The following is a 19519-nucleotide window of genomic DNA, read 5'->3' on the forward strand; positions in this document are numbered from 1 at the left end:
ATGCGCAAGATCTATGACGGCCCCGCAGCGGCGCTGGAGGGCCTGCTTTTCGACGGCATGACGATCATGTCCGGCGGCTTCGGCCTGTCGGGCAATCCTGAGAGCCTGATCCCCGAGATTCGCGATTCCGGCGTGAAGGACCTGACGGTCATCTCCAACAATGCCGGCGCCGATGGCTTCGGCCTCTGGATGCTGCTGCAGACGCGGCAGATCAGGAAGATGATCGCGTCCTATGTCGGCGAGAACAAGCTGTTCGAGCAGCAATACCTCGCCGGCGAGCTGGAGCTGGAACTCAACCCGCAGGGCACGCTGGCCGAGCGCATCCGCGCCGGCGGCGCCGGCATCCCGGCCTTCTACACCAAGACCGGCGTCGGCACCGTCGTCGCCGAGGGCAAGCCGGTCGAGGAATTCGAAGGGCAGCTCTATGTCCGCGAAACCTGGCTCCGGGCCGACCTCGCCATCGTCAAGGCCTGGAAGGCCGACACCGCCGGCAACCTGATCTATCGGCGCACGGCGCGGAACTTCAACCCGAATATGGCGACCGCCGGCAAGGTGACCGTGGCCGAGGTCGAGGAGATCGTGCCGGTCGGGTCCTTCGATCCCGATACGATCCAGACGCCCGGCATCTATGTCGACCGCGTCATCAAGAGCACCATCAACGAGAAGCGCATCGAGAAGCTGACCGAGCGCAAGAGGGAGGCAGCCTGATGGCCTGGACCCGCGAGGAGGTCGCCGCGCGCGCGGCCAAGGAGCTGAAGGACGGCTTCTACGTCAATCTCGGCATCGGCATCCCGACGCTGGTGGCGAACTACATTCCCGAAGGCGTCGACGTGACGCTCCAGTCCGAGAACGGCCTGCTCGGCATCGGCCCCTTCCCCTATGAGGGCGAGGCCGATCCCGATCTGATCAACGCCGGCAAGCAGACCATCACGATGCTGCCGAGCTCGAGCATCTTCTCCTCGGCCGATAGCTTCGCGATGATCCGCGGCGGCCATATCGACCTGACCATCCTCGGCGCGATGGAAGTCGCGGCCAATGGCGACATCGCCAACTGGACCATCCCCGGCAAGATGGTGAAGGGCATGGGCGGCGCCATGGACCTCGTCGCCGGCGTCAAGAAGGTCATCGTCGTGATGGATCACGCCAACAAGGCCGGCGAATCCAAGGTGCTGGAGCGCTGCGCCCTGCCGCTCACCGGCGCAGGCGTCGTCGACATGATCATCACCGACCTCTGCGTCATGACCTGCGACAAGGCCAATGGCGGCGGCCTCACCCTGATCGAGCTCGCCCCGGGCGTCAGCCTCGACGAGGTCAAGGCCAAGACGGCCGCCTCCTTCGCGGTTGCCACCGAAAAGCAGGACAAGGCGGCGTGAGCAGGCTCATCTTTCCGTATTTGCCCAACGATGAGGGCTCTCCCCCCTCTCACTGGCCGGATTACCGCTCGACCGTGCTGCGCAGCCCGCGGCAGGCGCCGCTCGCGATCCCGCAGACGCTGACGGAAGTGACCGGGCCTGGCGATTGGGGCCGGCTGATGGGTCCTGCGATGCTGGACCTGACGACGCAGCACAAGGCTGCACCGCAGGGCCAGCGCATCGTCGTCACCGGCCGCGTGCTCGACGAGAACGGCCGGCCTGTGCCGAACACCGTCGTCGAAATCTGGCAGGCCAATGCCGCCGGCCGCTACATCCACGCCAAGGACGACTGGCCCGCGCCGCTCGACCCCAACTTCACCGGCGTCGGCCGCGTCATTACCGATGCCGAGGGCCGCTATCGCTATGTCACGATCCGCCCCGGCGCCTATCCCTGGGGCAATCACAAGAACGCCTGGCGACCGGCCCATATCCATCTCTCGCTGCTGGGGCCCGCCTTCGCGACCCGGCTGGTGACGCAGATGTATTTCCCGGACGATCCGCTGATCGAGATCGACCCGATCGCGAATGCCGTGCCGATGCCCTATCGCCAGCGCATGGTCTCGCGCTTCGACATCGACGCTACCGTGCCGAACTGGGCGCTGGGCTATGTCTTCGACATCGTGCTCAAGGGCCGCGACCAGACGCCGTTCGAGGACGACCATGACGATGACCACTGATCTGGAGAGCCGCAACGCCGCCCCGCGGCAGGACAGCCAGGATCCGTCGATCTTCGGCCAGACGCCCTGGCAGACCGTCGGCCCCTACTTCCATTACGGGCTGCCCTGGAAGGGCGGCGCCGATCTCGTCAGCCGCTCCGAGATGGGCGCCCGGCCCGACCTGATGCCGCCGGAGCATTTCCTGCTCTCGGGGTCCAACCTCTCGGGCACGCCGCAGGGCGAGGTCATCGAGATCGCCGGCTCGGTGCTCGATGCCGAAGGCCAGCCGATCCCCGACGCCATGATCGAGATCTGGCAGGCCAATGCGGCCGGCCGCTATGCCAGCGCGGACGATACCCGCGAGTATGTGCCGCTCGACCAGCATTTCGTCGGTTTCGGCCGCGGCTCGACCGACAAGGACGGCGTGTTCCGCTTTCGCACGATCCGCCCCGGTCGCGTGCCCGGCCCCGGCAATACGCTGCAGGCGCCGCATGTCGCCGTCTCGGTGTTCGGCCGCGGGCTTCTGAAGCGCCTGCCGACCCGGCTTTACTTCGCCGATGGCGAGGGCAACGAGACCGACCCGATCCTGAACCTCGTGCCGGAAGCCCGCCGCCACACCCTGATCGCCCAGCGCAAGCCGGACGGAACGTGGTGGCTCGACATCAACCTCGCCGGCGAGAACGAGACGGTGTTTTTCGATCTGTGAGCGTCCTGATACCATGAGCGCTATGCTCAGGCAGCGCCCTGCAACCACCGATACCATGCTGGCCGTCTTCGCGGACGAGGCCACGCTGCGGCATGCGCTCGCCTTTGAGGTGGGTCTCGCCCGCACGGAAGCGGCCGAAGGGCTGATTGGCGCGGCGGAAGCCGAGGCGATCGCGAAGCTCTGCGCCGCGATCGTCATCGATCCGGCCGAACTCGCCGATGAAGCGGCGCTCGCCGGCACGCTGGCGATCCCGCTGGTGGCGCGGCTGCGCGCCGCCTTGCCGGAAGCGCCCGCGAAAGTGCTGCATAAGGGCGCGACCAGTCAGGACGTAGCCGACACAGTTCTCGCCTGCCAGATCCGCGCCGCCTTCCGCCTGCTCGACGCTGATCTCGCGCGCCTCGCAACGGCGCTTGCCACGCTTGCCGGGCGCTACGCTACGACCCCCGCCATCGGCCGCACCCTGCTGCAGGATGCCCTGCCGATCGGCTTCGGCCTGCGCATCGCGCAATGGCAGGCCGGCATCGCCGAGGCTGCAGCACGGCTCAGCCGTGAAGTCGAAACCAGCGCGACACTGCAATTCGGCGGTGCGGCCGGAACCCGCAGCGGACTGGACGGCAAGGCTGCCGCCATCGCCTCACGCCTCGCGGCCATGCTGGCCCTCCCCGATGCCGCGCCCTGGCAGAGCCGCCGCGGCGGCATTGCCGGCATCGCGACAGCGCTCGCCATCCTGATCGGCTCGCTCGGCAAGATGGCGCGGGACGTTTCGCTTCTCGCCCAGAACGGCATAGGCGAGGCCCGCGAACCCGCCATTCCTGGCCGTGGCGGCTCCTCCGCCATGGCCCACAAGCGCAACCCCACCGGATGCCAGATCACCCTTTCGGCCGCTTTGCGCGCCCCCGGCCTCGTTGCCGGCATCCTCGCCGGGCTGCCGGCCGAGCAGGAGCGCGGGCTGGGCGGCTGGCAGGCGGAAGGCCCGGCGCTCGCCGATCTCTTCCTGCTCGCGGCCGGTGCTACCGAGGCGATGGCGACCGTCGCGGAAGGGCTGGAGGTCGACGAGGCCGCGATCGCCCGCAACCTCGCGGCAGCCGGCGTCGGCACGGATATCGGCGAGAGCGCGGCGCTGGTTGCCGATCTTCTCGTCATCAACGATTGAGGACAGGTCATGCCCTTCGCAGCAAGCAGCGGCGCCCGCATCTATTGGAAGCTGGAAGGCGCCGAGGACAGGCCGGTTCTCGTCCTGCTGAACTCGATCGGCACCGACATGTCGCTCTGGGACGCAGCGATGCCCGGCCTCCTCGCCTCGTTTCGCACGCTGCGGATCGACACGCGCGGCAGCGGCGCCTCCGATGCACCCGATGGCGAGTACATCTTGTCGATGCTGGCCGGTGATGTCACCGCCGTCATGGATGCGGCCGGGATCGAGCGCGCCGCGATCGCCGGCGTCTCGCTTGGCGGCATGATCGCGATGGAACTGGCGCTCGGCCACCCTGAGCGCGTCTCGGCGATAGCCCTGATCTGCACCTCGGCAACCATGGACGGCACCGTTTGGCGGGATCGCATCGCGCAGGTGCGTGCCGGCGGCACCGCTTCCATCGCCGATGCCGCCCTGCAGCGCTTCCTGTCGCCCGCTTTCGCAGCCGGGAATCCGGCCGTCGCAGCGAGCCTCAAGCGCAATCTCGTCGCCCAGTCGGCGCAGGGCTATGCCGGGGCCGGCGCCGCCATCCGCGACATGGACGTGATCGGCCGGCTTCCGGGCATCGCCGGCCCGGTGCTGGTCGTCACTGGCGAGCGCGACGTCTCGACGCCCCTCGCCGGCCATGGCGAGAAGCTGCTGGCCGCCATTCCCGGCGCGAGCCATGTGCATCTCGACAGCTCCCACCTCCCGCCCATCGAGGCTCCCGCGGCGCTGGTCGGAGCGTTGCGCGGCTTCCTCTCGCCGGGACCGGACGCCGGCGACGCCGCCGAAACGCTGTTCGAGGCCGGTCTTAAGAACCGCCGCCGCGTGCTGGGCGACGCCTGGGTCGATCGCTCCCTCGCCAACCGGACACCGTTCAACGCCGAGTTCCAGGCGATGATCACGCGCATCGCCTGGCAGGAGATCTGGAGTCGGCCCGGGCTGGACGACCGCACGCGCCGCCTGCTGGTGCTCGCCATCACCGCGAGCCTCGGCCGCTGGGAGGAGTTTCGCCTGCATGTCCGCGCCGGCTTGAGCCGCGGCGGCTTCACGCAGGACGATCTCAAGGAAGTGCTGATGCAGACGGCGATCTATGCCGGCGTACCCGCCGGCAACACCGCCTTCGCAGAGGCCGCAGAACTCATCGCCGAGATCGACGGCGAAAAGCCAACATCCTAACGAGTGACAGGGAAGATCATGCCCGAGGCCTATATCTGCGATTACATCCGCACGCCGATCGGGCGGTTTGGTGGGTCGTTGTCTGCTGTGCGCGCGGATGATCTTGGCGCGGTGCCGCTAAGGGCGCTGCTTGAGCGCAATGCCGACCTCGATCCCGCCGCGATCGACGAGGTGATCTACGGCTGCGCCAACCAGGCGGGCGAGGACAACCGCAACGTCGCGCGCATGTCGCTGCTGCTGTCCGGCCTCCCCGAGACTGTGCCCGGCACCACGATGAACCGGCTTTGCGGCTCTGGCATGGATGCCGTGATCACGGCCGCGCGCGCCATCAAGGCGGGCGAAGCCGAACTCGTCATCGCAGGCGGCGTCGAGAGCATGAGCCGCGCGCCCTTCGTCATGCCCAAGGCCGAGAGCGCCTTCTCGCGCCATGCCGAAATCCACGACACCACGATCGGCTGGCGCTTCGTCAACCCGCTGATGAAGAAGCAGTACGGCGTCGATTCGATGCCGGAGACCGGCGAGAACGTCGCGGTCGATTACAAGGTCTCACGCGAAGATCAGGACGCTTTCGCCGTCCGGTCGCAGCAGAAGGCGGTTGCAGCCCAAGCGAGCGGCCGGCTCGCAAGGGAGATCGTCCAGGTGACGATCCCGAGCCGCAAGGGCGATGCGACAATCGTCAACACTGACGAGCATCCGCGTGGCGACACTACGATCGAAAAGCTCGCCAAGCTGCCGACGCCCTTCAGGAAAGACGGTGGTACCGTAACCGCCGGCAACGCATCCGGCGTCAACGACGGCGCGGCCGCGCTGATTGTCGCCTCCGAAGCGGCGATGAAGCGCTTCGGCCTGACGCCGCTTGCGCGCATCGTGGCCGGCGCAACCGCTGGCGTCGCGCCCCGCGTGATGGGCATCGGGCCCGCGCCCGCAACCCAGAGGCTCTGCAAGCTGATCGGCGTGCAGCCTTCCGATTTCGATATCGTCGAGCTGAACGAGGCCTTCGCCAGCCAGGGCATCGCGGTCCTGCGCGAACTCGGGATTCCGGAAGACGGCGCCCATGTAAACCCGAACGGCGGCGGCATCGCGCTCGGCCATCCGCTCGGCATGTCGGGCGCCCGCATCGCGGGCACAGCGGCGCTGGAACTCTCGCTCACGGGCAAGAAGCGCGCGCTCGCCACCATGTGCATCGGCGTCGGTCAAGGCATCGCTATCGCGCTCGAGGCGATCTAGCAACGCGCAGCGACTCGATAACAGATCAGCAGGCATGCGGGCTCTGTTTCGCCGGTGACTATGTAACTTCAATGCTAAGGCTGGCGAACATCCTGATCGAGCCCGGCATTGATTTTCTCGACGATGGTAATGAGGAGGGCGACCTCCTCATCGGACAGGAACTGCAGCGCGCGCTCGTTCACGTCGCTGACGCATTGTTCGATACGCGGCCTTAGCGCACGCGCCTTGTCGGTCAGATGGATGTTGGCGACCCGCATGTCCCGCTCATCCCGGACGCGCCGCGCAAGCCCGGCGCGCTGGAGCTGGTTGACCGCGCTGACGACCGAGGGGCCTACGGCCTTGACTGAACGCCCGAGGACCACCTGCGGTACGCCGTCCTTCTTGTAGAGGGCCCAGAGATAGGGCCACATCCCGATGTTGATACCCTGCTCGCCGAGCAGAACCTTGATCTGATCCCGCGCCCGGCGGCTGACCGTTCGGATCAGGTATCCGACATTCCACGGGCCGGAATACAGCGCCCGACGCTCCTCCTCCGACAGCCTCTGTCGACGGCACCCGCCGGGAGCCAGCAGGGCCGTGGCCGTGTCCGATCTGTCACCCATGCGGGCCCTCCCCGACGTTCCGTTTCGAGCGCGGCCCCGGCGCGATTGCCGGAAGACGCTCCACTCATTCTTCCTGCACCGGCCGCCGCGAGCCCTCGTGCAAATCTTCCATTCCCGCAGATGCCGAGGCGAAAAGGACGCGGCGCTACCTACACTTGAAACTCGCTCGGCGATTTAGACCAACAATCCGGATTGACAAGCCCGACTTCGCCTATAACTTAGTTAGCATAACTAACTTCCTGACGCGAGTAGGGGATAACCCCGCGGAGAGGGACGTGCTGAAATTCCGCAGATCGCGCGCTAACGCCAGAAAGGGCCGGCTTGTCCGGGTCGAGCCTTGCTGAAGGCCGTATCCGCCCGCCTAGTGCTGTCGGTGCCCGTTTTGGCGGGAGCGATCCTCTTCGGATTCGTGCTGCTGCGGGTCGTGCCGGGCGATCCGGCCGCGCTGCTTGCCGGGCAGTCGGCATCGGCTCAGGTGGTGTCGCAGCTGCGGATCGAGATGGGGCTCGACAAGCCCTGGATCGTCCAGCTGATCCACTATTTCGGCGATGTCATCGTCGGAGACCTCGGCCGGTCGATCATCTCGAACCGCCTCGTGCTCGAAGAACTGATCGAGGCTTTCGGCCCCACCGCCGAGCTGGTGCTGACCGCTTTGCTCGTCGCCGTGCCGGTCGGCATCGGACTGGGCGTCGTCGCGGCTGTGCAGCGCGGCACGATCATCGACCGAAGCATTATGGCCCTGGCGGTCGCAGGCATATCCCTTCCCGTCTTCTGGGTCGGCTACATGCTGATCCTCACCTTCGGTGTGCAATGGGGGCTGCTGCCCTTCACGGGGCGGCTCGGCCCCATGTGGACGCTGGAGGGCCTGCAGGGACTTGCTCTGCCAGCCCTGACGGCTGCCTTCACGCTGATCGGGCCTATCGCCCGCATCTCGCGGACTGCCCTTCTGGAGACGCTGCATGCCGAGCACATCAAGCTCGCCAGGGCGAAAGGGGTTCCCGAATACCGGGTGGTGATCAAGCACGGTCTGCGCAACGCGCTCCTGCCCATCGTCACGCTGATTGGAATGCAGATCGGCCATCTGCTCGGCGGCACCGTGATCATCGAGACGATCTTCGCTTGGCCGGGCGTCGGGCGGTTGATCGTGGGCGCGATCATGAACAGCGACTATGCGACCGCGCAGGGCGGGCTGCTGCTGATGGCCTGTGTTTTCGTGATGGTGAACCTGATGGTCGATCTCCTCTATTCTGCGCTCGATCCGAGGTTGTCCTGAGATGGCCGTGGCAGCCAAGCAGGTAACGACCGGCCCCAAATCGAAGCGCCGCCGGGCGCGGGGACAGATCGCCACGATCGCTGCAGCGACAGTGATCGGCGTCATCACCTTCGCTGCAATCTTCGCCCCGCAGCTCGCGCCTTACGATCCGTATCAAGTCGACCTGCCGTCCGCGCTCCAGGAACCGAGTTGGGAGCATTGGCTCGGCACGGACATGCAGGGGCGCGACCTGCTCAGCCGGATCATGTACGGTACACGCCTGACATTGCTCACCAGCCTGACCGCATTGCTGATCGGCAGTGTCTTCGGCGCGCTGCTCGGCCTGGTGGCTGTCTTCTTCCCAGCGTCCGATGGACCGATCGGCCGCCTGCTCGACATCCTGCTGTCGTTTCCCGCCGTGCTGTTCGGCCTGGCACTTGGCGCGAGCCTCGGCCCCGGTCTCCTGCCCGTGACGATCGCGCTCGCGATCGCGACGATCCCAGAGGTGGGGCGCATCACCCGGGCCGCCGCCCTGGTCGTGGCGCGTCAGGAATACATGCAAAGCGGCAAGGCCATCGGCCTCAGCCGCGCGACGCTCTTCTTCAAGTATCTGGCATGGAACTGCGTGCCGACCGTGTTCGTGTTCCTGACGCTGAGGTTCGGATTCATCGTCCTTCTCGGAGCCGGGCTCAACTTCCTCGGTCTCGGCGCCGCGCCACCAACGGCCGAACTCGGCGTTCTCGCCGCAGAAGGACGCAACGTGCTGGCCTTTGCCCCGCATGTGGCGACCTATCCCAGCCTGGCGATCTTTCTGCTGGTTCTTTCGCTCAACGTGCTCGGCGACGCCCTGCGCGACAAACTGGACAAAAGGCTCCTATGAAGCCGGCGCTGCTCGACGTCGAAGATCTGACCGTCGTCTACGATGGCGACGATGGCTCCCGGGTGGACCTGGTCGCAGGCGTCTCCTTCGTCCTCCGCGCCGGCGAGACACTTGGCCTCGTCGGCGAAAGCGGTAGCGGAAAGAGCCTCACCGCTCTTGCGATGATGGACCTGCTCGGTCCCAACCTGGCCGCAGGAGGCACGATCACGCTCGACGGGCGAGAGCTCGGCGGTCTTTCGAGCCGGCAGCGGCGGCGGCTATGCGGGACCGAACTCGCGATGGTCTTCCAGGACCCGATGACGGCGCTGAATCCGGTCTACAACATAGGCGACCAGATCGCGGAGGTGCTGCTGACCCACCGCCTGGTCTCGCGTGGTCAGGCGCGGGCGCGGGCGATCGATCTGCTGCGCCAGGTCGGCATCCCGGATCCGGCCCAGCGCGTCGATGCCTACCCCCATCAGCTGTCGGGCGGCATGCGGCAACGCGTGGTCATTGCCATCGCGCTGGCGGGGGACCCTTCGATCCTCATCGCCGACGAGCCGACGACGGCGCTGGACGTCACGGTCCAGGCCCAGATTCTGGAGCTCCTGCGCTCGCTACGCGATCAGCGCGGGATGGGAACGATTCTGATTTCGCATGATCTAGGCGCCGTCGCCGAGATCGCCACGCATGTCATGGTGATGTACGCCGGCCAGGTGGTCGAACATGCACCGGCCGCCAGCCTGTTCCGCGAGCCCCAGCACCCCTACACGATCGGCCTGCTGGGCTCGCTTCCCAAGCTCGGCGTGCGCGAGCGACGCCTGACCACCATCGGCGGCAGGGTGCCGCTGCCCGGGACCGTCAAGTCGGGCTGCCGCTTCGCGGACAGATGTCCCTGGGTGCTGGAAACCTGCCGGCGAGAGGCGCCGCCACTCCTGGAGGCTGCGGCCGATCACCGTGCGGCATGCTTCCGCGTGCCGCTACCGACCGCCGACGGACTCGGAGGCCGCGCATGACGGATGGGGAACAGCTTCTATCGGTCCGCAACCTAGAGAAAGTCTTCGGCTCCCAGTCATTCTTCCGCCGCGCCGGTCGGGGAGTCCACGCGGTGAACGGCGTATCCTTCGAGATCGACCGTGGTGAGACCCTGGGACTCGTCGGCGAAAGCGGCAGCGGGAAATCGACGGTCGGGCGAATGCTGCTGGGCCTGATGCCTACGAGCGGCGGATCGATCACGTTCGGAGGCCAGGATCTGCAGGCGCTGGCGACCTCGGGCGAGATTCGCCGCAAGATCCAGATCATCTTTCAGGACCCGCACGCCTCGCTGCATCCGCGCCTCACCGTCCGGCAACTGATCGCCGAGCCCGTGCGCCTTCACCACGGTCTCTCGGGCGCTCCGCTGAACGCAGCCGTGGACAGGCTTCTCGAGGATGTCGGCCTCGCACCGGAGCTCGCCTCACGCTATCCGCACCAGTTCAGTGGCGGGCAGCGTCAGCGCATCGGCATCGCCCGGGCCCTTGCCTGCGATCCGCAGCTGATCGTCTGCGACGAACCGGTCTCCGCGCTCGACGTCTCCGTTCAGGCACAAATCATCAACCTGCTGAAGGATCTGCAGGAACAGCGCGGGCTCTCGTACCTCTTCATCGCCCATGATCTTGCGGTGGTTCGCCATATCAGCCACCGCGTCGCCGTCCTCTATCTCGGACAGATCGTGGAAAGCGCTCCCTCGGACGTTCTGTTCTCGGGGGCTCGGCATCCCTACACGCAGGCATTGCTGGCATCGATCCCGCGAGCGGGTGCGGTTCCGGACGCCAGGGCGCGGCTGAAGGGCGAACCTCCATCTCCGTTCGACAGACCCGATGGCTGCGCATTCCGCGGACGATGCCCGCACGCCACCGAAATCTGCACGACGCCACCGCCGGCAGTGCGTCTGCCCGACGATCACGTCGTCGCCTGCCATCACGTCGCGACGATTGCGCCATTCGCCCCGCCGCCGGCCGCACTCGTCTCGCCACGGCTGACGGCGTTGGCAAGAGCCTACGCCCCCCAGGTTGCCGCCGAAGCCTCCTGATCGCGAACCGGATCGAAAGGGAAAGAGGAATGTCGAAATCGCTCAAGGCCACCCTTTTGCTGGCGTTCGCCCTCGCCGGCTCAAGCGCTTCGGCGCAGGGCACGAGCCAGGTCACGATCCTGCGCGCGGCGGAAGCCGAGCGCTACGATCCCAACAAGGTCGTCAGCCGGCCGATGACCGAGATCGCGTTCCTGCTCGCCGATACGCTGCTGGCGCTGGACTATGATCAGAAGACGGTGAAGCCGCTGCTGGCGACGTCATGGAACACCTCGCCGGACGGCCTGACCTACAGGTTCACGCTGCGAGACGACGTCCGCTACTGCGATGGCCGCCCGATGAAGGCCGAGGACGTCGTCTTCTCGCTGAAGCGGTGGATCGCGCCGGAGACGCGGGCTCCGCTCGCAAACCAGGCCGGAAGCGTGAAGGACATCAGAGCCGAGGGCGACACGACGGTCGTCTACGAACTCAACGAGCCGCACTCGGAACTGCTGATCAACCTGACGCAGGTGTCGTCATCCATCATCGATCGCAACGAGGTCGAGAAGCTGGGGACCGATTTCGGCGTCAAGCATTTCAACGGCACAGGCCCGTTCTGCTGGGTGCGCTGGCTGCCCCGCAACGAACTCGTCCTGAAGCGCAATCCCCACTATAAATGGGGACCCGACTTCTATCAGAACCGCGGCCCGGCGCATGTCGAGCAGATCGTCCTGAAGCAGGTGCCAGACGAAGGCACCCGCATGGCCGCGATGACGGCCGGGCAAGCGGATCTCACGCAGTACGTGCCGCGCTGGTCAATCGCGCGCTTCGAGGCGGCCCGGCAATTCTCCGTGGTCCGGCCAGCGACCTTCTTCTCGCTGCTGTATCTCGGTTTCAAGACCGATCGCCCGATGGTGTCGGACGCCCGCGTGCGCAAGGCGATGAACATGGCCATCAACCGGGATGAACTGGCCCGCACCGTGTTCTTTGGCCGATCCGACCCCGCCTACAGCTATACGCATCCCCAGTCGACCGACTACAATCCCGAGCTCGAGCCGGTCCTGTCCCGCTTCAACCTGGCTGAAGCCAATGCGTTGCTGGATCAGGCCGGATGGTCCCGCGGAGCGGACGGGTTCCGTGCCAAGGACGGCGTGCGCCTGGCTCCGGTGGTGGTGATCCCCGCGCCAATCATGGCTGACGTCGCCCAGGCCATTCAGGGCTCTCTGCGCCAGATCGGCGTCGACGCCAAGCTCGAGCTGCTCGACGGAGCCGTGTTCTTCCAGCGAGCCGCCCAGCAGGACTTCGAGATGTATGGGCTGCAGCAGCCATACCTGACCTCGGGCATGATGATGTCGGAGAACTTTGCATCGACCGCAATCCCCGTCCCGAACCGCATGAACTGGCGCAACGCGGAGTTCGACAAGCTAGTCTGGGAGGCACGGTCCGCCACCGACCCCGCGAAACGCGAGGCGGCCTACAAGCAGGCCCAGCTGATCGTGCACAAGGACGATGTGTGGATGCCGCTCGTCCACGATCAGGCCTACATGATCATGGGCCCTCGCCTCGCCCCCATGAAGGCGCACGGCAACCAGGCCGTCACCTTGTACAAGGCCCTCGACCTTCGCCTCAAATAGTCGGCATCGGCGGCTCCCGCCGCCAATCGCCGCTTGCACATGCCTTTCCTGGAGACGACGTGATGGTGCGCAGCATCAACAATCCTGACCGCTCGATCGAAATAAGCGGCTTCTGCAGTCCCGCCTTCGCCGCGGTAAAGGATGTCTTCTACAAGAACTTCACCGCGCGCGGTGAAGTCGGTGCGTCGGTATCCGTGACCATCCGCGGAGAGACCGTCGTCGATCTCTGGGGCGGAAACACAGATGCCGCGCAAAAGGAGCCCTGGCAGAAGGACACCATCTGCTGTGTCCAGTCGGTCTCCAAGGAAATTACCGCCCTCGCCTTCCACATGGCCGTCGACCGCGGGCTGATCGACGTCGATGAACTCGTGACGACGTACTGGCCGGAGTTCGGACAGGCGGGAAAGGAAAAGACAAAGGTTCGCTGGTTGCTGGACCACCGCTGCGGTATCCCGATCGTCGCCGGCGCTACGCCTGGAATGGCCTATGACTGGACGCGCATGACGGAAGGCCTGGCTGCGACGGCGCCGCTGTGGGAGCCGGGCACGACACCCTGTTATCATTCCGCGAACTACGGCTTCATCATCGGGGAGGTTCTTCGGCGAGTGACGAACCGTTCGGTCGGGGAGTTCCTGCGCAAAGAGATCGCCGAGCCTCTTGGAATCGATTGCGTGATTGGCCTCCGCGACGAAGAGGACGCGCGTGTCGCGACCTTCCTGGACAAGGAAGACCACATATCGCAGGCCTGGATCGACGAAGGCACGAACATCTTCGCCAAGAGCTGGAAGATCTTCTGGGATGATGAGGATTTCAACAGCCGCGAGTGGCGGCGCGCCGAGATCCCCTCCGTCAACGCCCATACGAATGCGCGTGCGCTCGCGCGAATCTGCGGCGTCCTGGCCTGCGGCGGCGTGATCGACGGCGTCCGGCTATTGAGCGCGGCAGCCGTCGAGCGCGCTGCGGAGGTGCAATGGACAGGGAAGGACGTGCAGGATCGGCTGCTCTCACTTTCCCTCGGTTTCCTCATGCCAACCGAGAACTTCCCGAGCACCGGCCCGAGGACGATCGGCATGTTGGGCGCCGGCGGGGCGACCGCTTTTGCCGACCCTGATCTTAATCTCGGCTTCGGCTACTCCATGAACGCCATGGATCCGGCCCAGGCCGGCCGTCAGCGCCCCCAAGCACTGGTGGCGGCGCTCAATAGCTGCCTCGGTCGCTGACCACGACGGGCCTGAAAAGATGGCGCGCATCCCCAGCGCGTCGTCGCTCTTCGCAAGATCGCCCGGTCGGAATGCAGGCTGTCAAACGGCGTACAAGGGATTGTCTACCGAACAGAATACGCTCTTCTTCGCGATGTTCGATCGGATTCTCGCCAACCTCAACGCAGCGGAAAGCGCTCGCTGACCCGACTTGATCCTGGCCTGCCGCCCATCGTTGCATTGACGCACCGCCGAAAGCTCGGATGCGGTGCGGCCGCATCCTCGACTTGTATCGATTTATCCGGAGTCCGGCCCGGACCGATGCTACGCCGATCAGGCCTTGGCCAGATAGCGGAGGTCCAAATAGGACGCTGTCTGGTTCGACGCGGTCGTGGGCAGGATGCCGTTCGCCTTCTGGACGCGGATGACTTCACTCAAACCGGCTTCGCTGGGATGCATGTCGCGCGTCAGGGCATTGGTATTGGTATAATGATCCCAAGCGCGTCCGGCGTAGTCGAGCCGTGTCGGCAATTTTTCCGCAGCGATCCGCGCGGCCGCGTCCCTGTTTGAGTAGACCCACTCCGTGGCCTCCCGGAGCACTCTCAGAAAACGCTCGACAGCTCCAGCATTACCTGCCGCCCAACGCTGGTCGGCATTGACCGAGACGAATTGCCAGTCAGGGATCACATCGCTGACGTAACCCAAATTCGTCATGCCCAGATCCTCCTCCTCGAAGCACCAGGGAATCGACTGCAGGCCCGCGTCGATCGTCCCAGAGAGCAGCGCCTTATGGCGTGCAGGGACTCCTCCCGTTTCGACAATGTTGTAATCGCCGGGATATTGAAGTCCGTGGCGCGCCAGCATCGTTCGTATCTGTGAGAATGTACCTTCGGTCTGATTGAGAATGCCGACGCGGCCTCCTTTGAGAGAGGCGATAGAGGTGAACCCTTTGCGCGCCATGAGAGCGTGCGTCAGCTGGAGACCCGCAAGAACCTGGTGATTTCGACGTATGCGTACGGTGGTGCCGGGCGCGAGAACGAAGATCGGCGTTTGCGGGGTCTGATCGGCGACCGACGGTGGCCGATTTCAGTGCGTCTACCGGGTTCCGGGCGGACTCATCCCCTGGCGCCGGCACGCTCATGGAAGATCAGCCTGTCGAAATTGTAGGCGATGTTGGCGAGGGTCAATTTCGCCTCGGCCCGCGCAAGGCCGATGGTGCGGATGAACAGGCCGAACCGGTTCTTCTGATGGGCGAAGACATGCTCGACCGTCGCCCGGATTGACGACTTGCCGGCATTGGCGCGCGCGACATGCTGCGGCATCGGCCGTCCCGGCGGCTTGCGGCGATGGATCCGGCTGACCAGCATCTTCGCGGAAAGCCACTTCTCGTTCTTCCGCGAGCGATAGGCGCTGTCGGCCCAGACCTCGGAAGAAGTGTTCTGCGTCGTCACCAGCCGCGGCAGCATCCGCCCGTCCGCCTGCGAAGCCGAGGTCACTGCGCTTTCCCGGATGAAGCCGAAACGCCGGTCGATCGCGATGTGGGACTTGTAGCCGAAGACCGGCAAGGCGATCTGCGGCAGGGGCGTCCCATCGGGCCGATAGCGGATCTTGCCGCCGATCTTCAGCGTCCAGCGGGCATCGACGTCCTTCTGCGCCGCCTTGTTCGGCTCGTCCTGCCAGATCTCCTTCGCCGTCTTGCCGGCCTTGATCGCCTCCTTCTCGCTATCCGTGTTCCGCTGCTTCGGTGCCGGCACCAGCGAGGCATCGACGATCTGGCCCGACATCGGGATGTAGCCCTTCTTCTGCAACTGCCAGTCGAAGGCCTTCATCACCCGCCGCAGCGTGCCGGTCTCGGTCAGCCTGTTGCGGAAGTGCCGGATCGTGTTCTCGTCCGGTGTCGGCCCGCCGAGATCAAAGCGCAGGAAGCGCATCCAGGACAGCCGGTCCCGGATCATGAACTCCATCTTCGCATCGCTCAGATTGTGCTGCGCCTGCAGGATCAGTGCCTTGAACATCGAGACCGGGTCGAAAGGTGGACGTCCGCCCTTGGCCCCCTCGCCGTAGCCGAGCCCCTCGACCAGCCAGCCACGGAAATACTCAAAGTCGACGGCGCCCTCCAGAACCTCAAGAGGATCGCCGTTCGCACTCAACCGCTTAAGATGCTCCGACAACCCGAAAAACGAACGCTGGTCCATGAGCCCGCCCGCTGACTGCGCCGAGGCCAAAGTGAATCACAAAATCGGCATTGCCGGTAGGTTCTTGCGGGTCTCCAGCTGCTGAACCCTGCCCCGAGCATCGCTATATCGACTACGACATCGAGAAATTCGGCGTATCAGAGCAGTTGCCGTGCGGGATTTTGACGCAACGTCTGTCCACGCAGCTTTGAGCTCCTATGGCCGCGCTGACGATACGGCGCTGACCGTCGACATCACAGAATTCGCTGCCGTCCATGGGCAAACTGCACCGCAGCTGCCATGCACGCAGCGCTTGGGTGCCCAGCAGGCGCTCGACGCGAGGCAAGGCGCAGTCGATGCCTTCCGGCTGCACATCTAACCGAACGCGTCTGGCGTTATGGGTGCAGTCCAAACATTGATTTCAATCTCCGACAGACCGGCAACTAGGCAGTCAAGATCGAATGGGAGGGGCATTTTCCCCCTCCCTGGTGCTCACCTATTTCAGATCAAGGCGTTTCATCAGCCATTTCTCGAAATGAAAAATCACTGTGAATATTGCCCGCCAAGTCGGATCGACGAGATCCGATATAGCAGCATGTACATAGCCCGATCGTATTTTGCGCCAGTAAACAGCTTTCGCTGTGGCAGTGATACCTGCTCGTTCCATTTCCCAAAGGCGCAAAAGAAAATGCGTGTTCGCATCCCTATTCGGAAAAGGGGGCGATCTTCTCCATCTCCTCCGTGGACTTGGCGTACCAGGCGGCGAAATGAGCCAGCAGCGCGCGAGCGAGGAAAGGCGAGATCCCCAAGCGCCTCGCAACCTCCTCAGGGATCAGTTCCAGCATCGCCCGGTGGTCGAGCCCGAGCGGAGCCAGCGCCGCCATCGACTGGCCCGACACCAAAGGAAAGTTAAGTGTCGCACCGAGACCCTTGTGGGAAAGGAGCGCGTCTTTCCTGCGGCCCTGAGGCGTGGACGATGCGGCGTCGAAAGCTCCATGGAGCCTGTTCAAGACCACTGCGCGCTGCAACTCCGGCGCCATCAGCGCGGTCCTTTCGAGCACGCGCAATGCCTGCGCCATACTCGTCTCGATGTCCGTGGCGACCACGATCGTCCAGGCGGGGATGTTTTCCTGGGCGAGCACATGATCCAGCCCGGTGGCCGCGAGCAGCTCGAGCCGGTATTCCCCGAGGCCCCCGCCCCAGTCCATAACGACAACGCCACCGCGTTCGATCATGCGCGTCACCGCCGTCAATGCGGGCTCCATCACACCCACGATGCCGCCCACGACCCTACCGGCCTGGCCGATTTCCTCGACCGGCACGAGGACGTCGTCGTCACCGAGACCTTTCGCGACGTGCTCGGATTCGATGCGAACCATCGTGACCGACAGCCCGGCGTCCTCGCAATGAGCCCTGAGGCGGGTAGCGATCGTGCTCTTGCCTTGATGGGTCCCGTCCGCCGTGATGTCGTAGAAGTACCGCGACGGCCGAGCCGACGGCGCCCCAGAGTTAGCGGCTACGGTCGCCCTGGCCGAGGCTTCTGGCGGCGGCTTGATGTCGCCGGCTCCGCTCTTGCGAGCGCCGTTCCCGACCACTTCCATGTCAGACTTCGTCATGCTTATTCTCCAGATTATTCAGGGCCAAAAGCCTCGCTCCGCGATGCATGGCCGGTGACACGCCGTCGCGCCTTTGCGACGGAGCGGGAGGGCCGCGCCCCCCTTTTTCTCCCCCTTTCTCCGAAGCGGGCGGCAACGCAGGTGGTTGCAGCGGTGCGGCGCTGGCCGCAGCGATCTGCAGCACCCCGCAGCCAGTTGCAGTGGCCGGAAGCCCATCGCCTCGATTTGACGTCTGATGCAGCGGAATGTCGTCGGCAGCAGCGATCTGCAGCCCCGTGCAGCCCTGCGGCGCATTCTGCAGTCCTGTGCAGCCGGGTGCAGCCGGTTGCAGCCGGGCTTGGCTTGCAGCGGATTCAGGACGCCTCACTGATTTGCGAGCTCGGGACAGCGCACCCGTCAGCGTTCCCTTGTTCAGGGCCTTCCCGTCCTGGGCCAAAATTCCGCCTTCGGCGAGGAGCCGGCAGATATCCGCAGGCGAGACGCCGCCCCCGGTCAGGATATCGAAGAGATCGATCGACCGGTTCGCGATGGCCTGGATCGGTTGGATCGCGCCGAGCATGGTCCTCGATTCGGCGAGGATGCCATCGAGCGCGCGCCGACCATCCGGCGTCAGGAGATCCGTCAGACGCGCGGTCATCGTGCCGGACCGTCTGAAAGCAATCTCAAAGCAGAGCCGCGAAACCGGCGGAACACCGGGTTTCGAGGAGAGCGAGCGTGATCGCTAAGTGCTTGATTGCATTCGCTTGCAACGGTGGCGCATGCCGTTGACATCGTAGGGGTCACAGGTTCGATCCCTGTCGCGCCCACCATTTTCGAACCCTGCAAGACTCAGCTCTTGCAGGGTTTTTTCTTGCTTCGGCCGGTCACGGCCGCCCCACCGGACGATGGCCGCGCCGGAACAGGGTGCCCACTGCAAACACCATTGGCGCTAACCTGCCGCCCGGAAGCGCTGCCAGCCAAGGCCGCCTTCTCTCAAACGCGCCGTCTCTCAGGTGACAGGAACTGGCAGGAACGCGCGGCCGCAAGGTTGACATCGGCGCGATCATTACGTTGATATCAACGAAGAAGAAACCGCCGACCGGCTAGGGCAACCGTTCTCCGCGCCCGCCTGGAAGGAATCGGACCGTGTCCACGATGCTGCACGTCCTGATGTTCCGGGGCGGCCACGCGGAAGATGCGGCGCCCCTTTGCGCCTCGCTCTTCGACGACGGTGGGGATCGTCGAGGTGACGCGCCGGCCGACAGGCGAGCCCGGTGCGGAAGGCCCCATCGATCTCGCCTGATGCGCGCCGAAGCCCGATCACAAAGGAGACGACCATGAAGATCGTGACCAGCCTGAGCTTCCGCGGTCAGTGCCGCGAGGCATTTGAATTCTACGCCAAGGTCTTGGGCGGCAAGATCACCGCCGCCATTCCCTATGCCGACGCGCCTCCCGGCATGCCGATCAGCGACGAGAAGTACAAGAGCTGGCTGATGCATTGCTGGCTGGAGGTCGGCGACCAGGCCCTGATGGGTGCCGACATGGATGTCGGCTGGGCCTCCAACATCGACAAGCCCAAGAACGGCTTCGACGTCACCTTGCACGGCACCGACAAGGCGCAGAGCCAGCGCTGGTTCGAGCAGCTCTCGGAAGGCGGCAAGGTGGGCATGCCGTTCGCCGAGACCTTCTGGTCGCCCGGCTTCGGCTCGCTTGTCGACAAGTTCGGCATCCCCTGGATGGTCAACACCCTGCCCTCGGCCGATTGGCGGCCGCCGCAGAGCTGATCCGCCCCGAAACACCGGT

The 19519-nt window shown here is 65.3% G+C and carries 19 protein-coding genes; 14 read left to right on the forward strand and 5 right to left on the reverse strand.

All coding sequences use genetic code 11. The features are described from left to right. From IED13_RS17435 to pcaF, 7 genes are read left to right on the forward strand one after another with little or no spacing between them, the layout of a single operon-like run. Positions 1-708, forward strand: a complete 708-nt coding sequence (locus IED13_RS17435; RefSeq protein ID WP_191124905.1) for a CoA transferase subunit A — start codon at positions 1-3, stop codon at positions 706-708. Further along, positions 708-1373, forward strand: a complete 666-nt coding sequence (locus IED13_RS17440) for a 3-oxoacid CoA-transferase subunit B (protein WP_191124906.1) — start codon at positions 708-710, stop codon at positions 1371-1373. Before IED13_RS17435 ends, IED13_RS17440 begins: the two co-directional genes overlap by 1 nt. Beyond that, the gene (gene pcaH / locus IED13_RS17445) at positions 1370-2089 is read left to right on the forward strand and encodes a protocatechuate 3,4-dioxygenase subunit beta (RefSeq protein WP_260368450.1); all 720 of its coding nucleotides are present in this window, start codon (positions 1370-1372) and stop codon (positions 2087-2089) included. The genes IED13_RS17440 and pcaH overlap by 4 nt, the downstream gene beginning before the upstream one ends. Continuing rightward, positions 2073-2774, forward strand: coding sequence for a protocatechuate 3,4-dioxygenase subunit alpha (pcaG, locus tag IED13_RS17450; protein WP_248312647.1), 702 nt, complete (start codon positions 2073-2075; stop codon positions 2772-2774). The genes pcaH and pcaG overlap by 17 nt, the downstream gene beginning before the upstream one ends. 13 nt (positions 2775-2787) lie before the next feature. Then, on the forward strand, positions 2788-3927 hold the full coding sequence (locus IED13_RS17455) for a lyase family protein (RefSeq protein WP_191124907.1): 1140 nt from the start codon (positions 2788-2790) through the stop codon (positions 3925-3927). Between the two features lie 9 nt (positions 3928-3936). After that, a complete protein-coding gene (pcaDC, locus tag IED13_RS29245) occupies positions 3937-5127 on the forward strand; it encodes a bifunctional 3-oxoadipate enol-lactonase/4-carboxymuconolactone decarboxylase PcaDC (protein WP_191124908.1) in 1191 nt (396 codons plus the stop codon). A gap of 18 nt (positions 5128-5145) precedes the next feature. After that, positions 5146-6354 carry a 3-oxoadipyl-CoA thiolase gene (gene pcaF / locus IED13_RS17465; RefSeq protein ID WP_191124909.1) on the forward strand — a complete coding sequence of 403 codons (1209 nt, stop codon included), beginning with the start codon at positions 5146-5148 and terminating at the stop codon, positions 6352-6354. Positions 6355-6428: 74 nt separating this feature from the next. Here pcaF and IED13_RS17470 read toward each other — a convergent pair whose 3' ends face one another. Then, entirely contained in the window at positions 6429-6956 is a 528-nt protein-coding gene (locus tag IED13_RS17470; RefSeq protein WP_191124910.1) for a MarR family winged helix-turn-helix transcriptional regulator, read from the reverse strand. A 337-nt stretch (positions 6957-7293) separates the two neighbouring features. Here IED13_RS17470 and IED13_RS17475 point away from each other — a divergent pair, with 337 nt between their 5' ends. From IED13_RS17475 to IED13_RS17495, 6 genes are all read left to right on the forward strand, one after another. Continuing rightward, the gene (locus IED13_RS17475; protein WP_191124911.1) at positions 7294-8229 is read left to right on the forward strand and encodes an ABC transporter permease; all 936 of its coding nucleotides are present in this window, start codon (positions 7294-7296) and stop codon (positions 8227-8229) included. 1 nt (position 8230) lies between these two features. Next, a complete protein-coding gene (locus IED13_RS17480) occupies positions 8231-9088 on the forward strand; it encodes an ABC transporter permease (protein ID WP_191124912.1) in 858 nt (285 codons plus the stop codon). After that, positions 9085-10083 (forward strand): ABC transporter ATP-binding protein, encoded by a 999-nt coding sequence (locus IED13_RS17485; protein WP_191124913.1) that lies wholly within the window; start codon positions 9085-9087, stop codon positions 10081-10083. The genes IED13_RS17480 and IED13_RS17485 overlap by 4 nt, the downstream gene beginning before the upstream one ends. Beyond that, a complete protein-coding gene (locus tag IED13_RS17490; RefSeq protein ID WP_191124914.1) occupies positions 10080-11138 on the forward strand; it encodes an ABC transporter ATP-binding protein in 1059 nt (352 codons plus the stop codon). The genes IED13_RS17485 and IED13_RS17490 overlap by 4 nt, the downstream gene beginning before the upstream one ends. A 173-nt stretch (positions 11139-11311) precedes the next feature. Then, positions 11312-12748, forward strand: coding sequence for an ABC transporter substrate-binding protein (locus IED13_RS28905; RefSeq protein WP_248312652.1), 1437 nt, complete (start codon positions 11312-11314; stop codon positions 12746-12748). Between the two features lie 62 nt (positions 12749-12810). Then, positions 12811-13968 (forward strand): serine hydrolase domain-containing protein, encoded by a 1158-nt coding sequence (locus tag IED13_RS17495; protein ID WP_191124915.1) that lies wholly within the window; start codon positions 12811-12813, stop codon positions 13966-13968. 312 nt (positions 13969-14280) lie between these two features. On the opposite strand, the gene IED13_RS17500 is transcribed toward IED13_RS17495, so the two are convergent. The 4 genes from IED13_RS17500 to IED13_RS17515 all read right to left on the reverse strand — a co-directional run bounded on the left by IED13_RS17500 (position 14281) and on the right by IED13_RS17515 (position 18374). Beyond that, positions 14281-14907, reverse strand: coding sequence for an ABC transporter substrate-binding protein (locus IED13_RS17500; RefSeq protein ID WP_191124916.1), 627 nt, complete (start codon positions 14905-14907; stop codon positions 14281-14283). 155 nt (positions 14908-15062) lie between these two features. Continuing rightward, a complete protein-coding gene (locus tag IED13_RS17505; RefSeq protein WP_191124917.1) occupies positions 15063-16142 on the reverse strand; it encodes a transposase in 1080 nt (359 codons plus the stop codon). A 683-nt stretch (positions 16143-16825) separates the two neighbouring features. Next, positions 16826-17737, reverse strand: a complete 912-nt coding sequence (locus IED13_RS17510; RefSeq protein WP_191124918.1) for a hypothetical protein — start codon at positions 17735-17737, stop codon at positions 16826-16828. Beyond that, positions 17724-18374, reverse strand: a complete 651-nt coding sequence (locus IED13_RS17515; protein WP_191124919.1) for a hypothetical protein — start codon at positions 18372-18374, stop codon at positions 17724-17726. Before IED13_RS17515 ends, IED13_RS17510 begins: the two co-directional genes overlap by 14 nt. A 679-nt stretch (positions 18375-19053) precedes the next feature. On the opposite strand from IED13_RS17515, the gene IED13_RS17520 reads away from it, so the two are divergent. After that, positions 19054-19500, forward strand: a complete 447-nt coding sequence (locus tag IED13_RS17520; RefSeq protein WP_038363802.1) for a VOC family protein — start codon at positions 19054-19056, stop codon at positions 19498-19500. The last annotated feature ends 19 nt before the right edge of the window (positions 19501-19519 follow it).

It is taken from the genome of Allobosea spartocytisi, from assembly GCF_014764685.1.
Classification (GTDB): Bacteria; Pseudomonadota; Alphaproteobacteria; order Rhizobiales; family Beijerinckiaceae; genus Allobosea; species Allobosea spartocytisi.